At 72.1% G+C, this 5,877-nt stretch carries 4 protein-coding genes; 3 read left to right on the forward strand and 1 reads right to left on the reverse strand.

Annotated features, from left to right (window positions below; all coding sequences use genetic code 11):
• Positions 1-214 precede the first annotated feature (214 nt).
• A complete protein-coding gene (locus ACFVHV_RS42980) occupies positions 215-1,834 on the reverse strand; it encodes a carbohydrate binding domain-containing protein (protein WP_359899495.1) in 1,620 nt (539 codons plus the stop codon).
• Between the two features lie 399 nt (positions 1,835-2,233).
• Between ACFVHV_RS42980 and ACFVHV_RS42985 the strand changes: the two genes are divergently transcribed.
• The 3 genes from ACFVHV_RS42985 to ACFVHV_RS42995 all read left to right on the forward strand — a co-directional run bounded on the left by ACFVHV_RS42985 (position 2,234) and on the right by ACFVHV_RS42995 (position 5,785).
• On the forward strand, positions 2,234-3,028 hold the full coding sequence (locus ACFVHV_RS42985) for an isoprenyl transferase (protein WP_181970663.1): 795 nt from the start codon (positions 2,234-2,236) through the stop codon (positions 3,026-3,028).
• 238 nt (positions 3,029-3,266) lie between these two features.
• The gene (locus tag ACFVHV_RS42990; RefSeq protein WP_359899497.1) at positions 3,267-4,598 is read left to right on the forward strand and encodes a PhoH family protein; all 1,332 of its coding nucleotides are present in this window, start codon (positions 3,267-3,269) and stop codon (positions 4,596-4,598) included.
• 428 nt (positions 4,599-5,026) lie between these two features.
• Complete coding sequence (locus ACFVHV_RS42995) at positions 5,027-5,785, forward strand: transglycosylase SLT domain-containing protein (protein ID WP_380359217.1); 759 nt, start codon at positions 5,027-5,029, stop codon at positions 5,783-5,785.
• Positions 5,786-5,877: the final 92 nt, after the last annotated feature.

A 5,877-nucleotide genomic window follows, 5' to 3' on the forward strand; every position in this document is an offset into this window, starting at 1 on the left:
GCGCCCGGCGCCTCCCCCGGGGGGGCGGCGCGGGGGCCCCCCCCCGCCGCCGTGCCTTCGACCGCCTTGATGGGGAGGGGAAGGCAAGGCCCCGCCGCCCCGGGCGGTGCGACGGGCCCCGCCGCCGACGCGCAGGCCCCACCCTCAAGGAGCGGCGCGTCGGGGGAGTGGAGTTCGGGTGGCCGCGGCCCGTGGCAGCCGCGGCCGGGTGCCGTTACGGCATCTTGTGGACGAACGGGCCGACCGCGTTGGAGAACGCGTTGCCGTTGTTGACGTCCCAGTTGGTCGACCAGGTCATCGCGCCGCGGATGGTCGGCCACTTGGCCGGCGGCACGAAGCTGCCGCAGTTGTTACCGGTGGCCAGGCAGTCCAGCGCGTTGTTGACCACGGTCGGCGCGACGTAGCCGCCGCCCGCGGCCCGGGTGGAGGCCGGGACGCCGATGCCCACCTGGTCCGGCCGCAGGCCGCCCTGGATCTGGGTGCAGACCTGCGAGGTGATGAAGTCGATGGTGCCCTGGTTGTAGACCTTGCCGTCGCAGCCGTTCATGCCGCCCGAGTTGTAGAACTGGGTGTTGACGACGGTGAGGATGTCCTTGGTCTTCAGCGCCAGCTGGAAGTAGGCGCCGGAGGTGTTGTACATCCCGATGGTCTCGGGGGCCATGGTCAGGACGAAGCCGGGGCCGACCTTGGCCTGCAGGGAGTGCAGCGCGTCGCCGAGCGGGCCGGCCTGGACGCCGTTCTCCAGGTCGACGTCGATGCCGTCGAAGCCGTAGTCCTTGATGATCGCGTAGGCGCTGTTGACGAAGTTGGCGCCGGCGGTGGCGTCCCCGACGGTGATCGCGCCGTTCTGGCCGCCGATGGAGAGGACGACCTTCTTGCCGGCCGCCTGCTTGGCCTTGATGTCGGCGCGGAACTGGGCGTCGGTGTAGCCGCCGAGCGCCTTGGACAGGCCCGGGTCCAGGGTGAAGCTGATCGCGCCGGTCCTGGTCGGCACGGCGTCGGCGAAGGACACCGCGATGATGTCGTACGCGCTCTGGACGTCGCTCAGCCGCTGCACGGTCGAGTTGTTGTCGAAGTTCTGCCAGTAGCCGGTGACCACGTGGGCGGGCAGGCCGGTGACCGGCGGGGTGGTGCTGGTCGGGGTGGCGGTGGGGGTCGCCGTCGCGGTCTGAGTGGGCGTCGGGGTCTGGGTGGGCGTCGGGGTCGCGGTCCGGGTGGGCGTCGCGGTGGCCGTGGGGGAGGCGGTGGCCGTGGGCGTCGCGGTGGGGGTGGGGGTCGCGGTCGGCGACGGGGTGCCGGTGCCGCCGGGGCCGATCAGCGCGACGTCGTCGGCCAGGTAGGCGCTCTGGCCGTACCAGCCGTGCAGGTAGACGGTGACGCTGGTGGCGTTCGCCCCGGTGGTGAAGGTGCTGGACAGCTGGTTCCAGCTGTTCTGGTTCGACCAGGCGGACGGGTCGGTGCCGCCGGTGCCGCGCGCACCGAGGTAGACGTACGGGCCCTGGACCCACGCGCTCAGGGTGTAGCTGGTGTTGGGCAGCACGCTGATGGTCTGGGTGCACTCGGCGGTGTCACCGGCGCCCGGGGTCGCCTGGAGCGCGCCGGTGCCGGAGTGGACCGGGGAGGAGACCGTGGTCGCGGCGCCGGTGCAGGTCCAGCCCCCGAGCCCGCCGTCGAAGCCGCCGTTGTCGACCAGGTTGCCGACCGCCGCGCTGGCGCCGCCGGCGAAGAGGGCGAGGCCGCCGCCGGCCAGGGCGAGGGCGGTGGCGCCGGCCGCGACGGCCGGGAGGGGGCTGCGCCGGCGCTTGTGCGAGGGCTGGTTCAGCGTACGGGCCATGGGGCGACGCTCCTGGGGGAGGAGCGGCCGCCGCGGTGGGGGGCGCGGCGGCCGCGTGTGGGGGAGGGGAGGTCCGAAGTGAGCCTGCGGGGCGGAGCCGGAGGATCGTTCCGTCCCGGATCAAAAGCTGGACTAGACCATTGCTGGTCGTCAAGCATCGGAAGAACGGCTTACGGTTCCGTTAAGGATTCGGAGACCGTTCCGTGTCCGCGCCCCGGGAGCCCCGCAGCGGCCCCGCGGCCCGCCCGGACGACCCCCGACACGCCCGTCGGGACAGACTTCGTACAGGACCGTGACCAGACCGCTACCTGCGGCTTTACTGTGCACCTGCGCGCCGGAGTAGGCTGCGCCCGGGGCGGAGACGCACCAGTTGCAACGAGCACGGAGGGGCCGGGAAAGATGGGTCTGCGCGATGTCGCCGAACGGACGCCGGGGCTGCGCACCCTGCTCGGCGGGATGTACGGGCTCTACGGTCGACGGGTCGAGGTCCACCTCGCGAGCACCCCGCGCCACATCGGCGTGATCCTGGACGGCAACCGCCGCTGGGCCAAGGCGGCCGGCGGCTCCACCGCTTACGGCCACCAGCGCGGCGCCGACAAGATCAGCGAGTTCCTCGGCTGGTGCGACGAGACCCACGTCAAGGTCGTCACCCTCTGGATGCTCTCCACCGACAACCTGGACCGCCCGGCCGACGAGCTCGTTCCGCTGCTCGGCATCATCGAGGACGCCGTCACCGGCCTGGCCGCCGCCCGCCGCTGGCGGGTCAACCCGGTCGGCGCGCTGGACCTGCTGCCGCAGCACACCGCCGACGTGCTCAAGCGGGCCGCCGACCAGACCGCCGACATCGACGGCATAACGGTCAACGTCGCGGTCGGCTACGGCGGTCGGCACGAGATCGCCGACGCCGTCCGCTCGCTGCTCCAGGAGCAGGCCGGGCGCGGCACCTCGATCGAGGAGCTGGCGGAGGTCCTGACCGTCGAGCACATCGCCGAGCACCTGTACACCCGCAACCAGCCCGACCCGGACCTGATCATCCGCACCTCGGGCGAGCAGCGGCTGTCCGGCTTCCTGCTCTGGCAGAGCGCGCACAGCGAGTTCTACTTCTGCGAGGCGTACTGGCCGGCCTTCCGCAAGGTCGACTTCCTGCGCGCGCTGCGCGCGTACGAGCAGCGCCACCGGCGGCTGGGGCTGTAACCCCGGCACGGCGGCCCCGGCCACCGGCCCGTCCGGAGGAAATGACCGCCGTAGGCCTGGCCTACCCGGTGCCGGCGCGAGGCCAAACGTTCACCGGCAATGATCCGTCAGTTCTCCGGGGGCGCGAATGCACCGCTCCCCGCCTGGGAATACTCCAGTCAGTCCGGTCCCGAGGCCACCGGGGCAGCGGGGGCCGGCATGCCGCGGATGACGCAGGGTCATCCGCTCTGGAGGCCTAGTGGTCAGTTCGAAGAGCCGCCGGACACCAGACCGGCGCACGTACGTTCTCGACACGAGCGTGCTCCTGGCGGACCCGCTCGCCATGACCCGCTTCGAGGAGCACGAGGTCGTCCTCCCGGTGGTGGTCGTCACCGAGCTGGAGGCCAAGCGACACCACCCGGAGCTGGGCTACTTCGCCCGCCAGGCGCTGCGGCTGCTCGACGACTACCGGATCCGCCACGGCCGGCTCGACGAGCCGATCCCGGTCGGCGAGCTCGGCGGCACCATCCGGGTCGAGCTCAACCACTCCGACGTGTCGATACTGCCGGCCGGCTACCGGGCCGGCGGTGAGGCGGACACCCGGATCCTCGCGGTCGCCCGCAACCTCCAGGCCGAGGGCTACGACGTGACCGTCGTGTCCAAGGACCTGCCGCTGCGGATCAAGGCCAGCTCGGTGGGCCTGCTCGCCGAGGAGTACCGGGCCGAGCTGGCGATCACCTCGGGCTGGACGGGCATGTCCGAGCTGCACGTCCCGGCGGACCAGGTGGACGCGCTGTTCTCGGCCGGCCACGACGCGGGGGTGGACGTCGACGGCGCCACCGAGCTGCCCGTCCACACCGGACTGGTGCTGACCTCGGAGCGCGGCCGGGCGCTCGGCCGGGTCACCGGCGACGGCCGGGTGCGGCTGGTGCGCGGGGAGCGCGAGGCGTTCGGGCTGCGCGGGCGCAGCGCCGAGCAGCGGGTGGCGCTGGACCTGCTGCTCGACCCGGAGATCGGGATCGTGTCGATGGGCGGCCGGGCCGGCACCGGGAAGTCGGCGCTGGCGCTGTGCGCGGGGCTGGAAGCGGTGCTGGAGCGGAGGCAGCACCGCAAGGTGATGGTCTTCCGGCCGCTGTACGCGGTCGGCGGCCAGGAGCTGGGCTACCTGCCCGGTTCCGAGGCGGAGAAGATGGGCCCCTGGGCGCAGGCGGTCTTCGACACCCTCTCCGCCGTCACCACCCCGGACGTGATCGAGGAGGTCATCTCCCGCGGGATGCTGGAGGTGCTGCCGCTGACCCACATCCGGGGGCGCTCGCTGCACGACGCCTTCGTGATCGTGGACGAGGCGCAGTCGCTGGAGCGGAACGTCCTGCTGACGGTGCTGTCCCGGATCGGCCAGGGCTCGCGGGTGGTGCTCACCCACGACGTGGCGCAGCGGGACAACCTCCGGGTGGGCCGCTACGACGGCGTGGTGGCGGTGGTGGAGAAGCTGAAGGGTCATCCGCTCTTCGCCCACATCACGCTCACCCGCTCGGAGCGTTCGCCGATCGCGGCGCTGGTCACGGAGATGCTGGAGGACATCCACCCGTGATCCGCCCCTGATCGGGGCATAGTGGGACAATATGGTCAACTCATGACCTGGAGCCCGCTCCTGACGGAGCGGGCTCCGCCCGTTTCATCACATCGAGTGCTTTCCGTCCGGGAAACCGCCGTACGGTGAATGTGACATGCGCCACGCGAAGGGGAATTGCGTCGACCGTGCCCGGTGCGGCATGGTGAGGGTTCTGTCAGGCCCCGCGTACGGCGCGGCAGGGCTTCCGGACTCCGGGAGTCAGGCCCGGGAAGGTTCGCCAACTCCGGTCGGTGGACACACAATTGAACACCGTTGAGCCGTACGCCGCCCGATTTCAACGCCCGGTCACCTCGGCCGGACGCCGGGCCAGCACCTCCCGTGACCAGAGCACTGTGCGGAGGTCCGTGCCAAGGGGCATGTTGCGCCCGTACGGTCACGCGTGGGCGATGCTGGAAGGAAACCATGTGACTCGGATCTCGGTCCGGGGAGTTGCTGTGGCCTCCGCCACCGCCGTCACCGCTGTCGGTGCCGTCGTGGGTATGGCCTCGGGCAGCGAGGGCAAGACCACGCAGACGGTCGACGTCGCCGGCGCGACCCTGCTTGCCGAAGTCCCCTCTGGCGCCCAGGCGCAGACCATCAGTGACAACATCGGCCAGCAGGCATCCGCCCAGCAGGCCTCCGCCGACGCCGCCGCCAAGGCCGCCGCGGAGCAGAAGGCCGCCGAGGAGGCCGCGCGCCAGCAGGCCGCCGCGGACGCCCAGGCGAAGGCCGATGCCCAGGCCAAGGCCGACGCGGAGAAGGCCGCCAAGGCCGCGGACGACAAGCGCAAGGCCGACGAGGCCGCCGCGAACCGGTCCAAGTCCCGTTCCGCGATGACCGCGGTCGAGGACAGCGCTCCGCCCGTCTCGGTCAGCCCCGGCTCGGTCCAGGACCTGGCCCGGCAGATCGTCGGCAACGACGCGCAGTTCCAGTGCTTCAGCCAGATCGTGAAGCGCGAGAGCGGCTGGGACTACACCGCGACCAACAAGAGCTCCGGCGCGTACGGTCTGGTCCAGGCGCTGCCCGGCACCAAGATGGCCTCGGCCGGTGCCGACTGGCGCACCAACCCGGCCACCCAGATCAAGTGGGGCGTCGGCTACATGAACTCCCGCTACGGCAGCCCCTGTGGCGCGTGGTCGTTCTGGCAGGCCCACAACTGGTACTAGGACCGGCTGCCGCCCCGGCGGCGCGGTTCCCGCGGCCCCCGGCCGTTCGCCCTCCCCGGGCGCGCGGCCGGGGGGCGCCGCGGTATAGGGGC

Origin of the sequence: Kitasatospora sp. NPDC127116, from assembly GCF_042677365.1 — a bacterium.
GTDB lineage: Bacteria > Actinomycetota > Actinomycetes > Streptomycetales > Streptomycetaceae > Kitasatospora > Kitasatospora lactacystinica.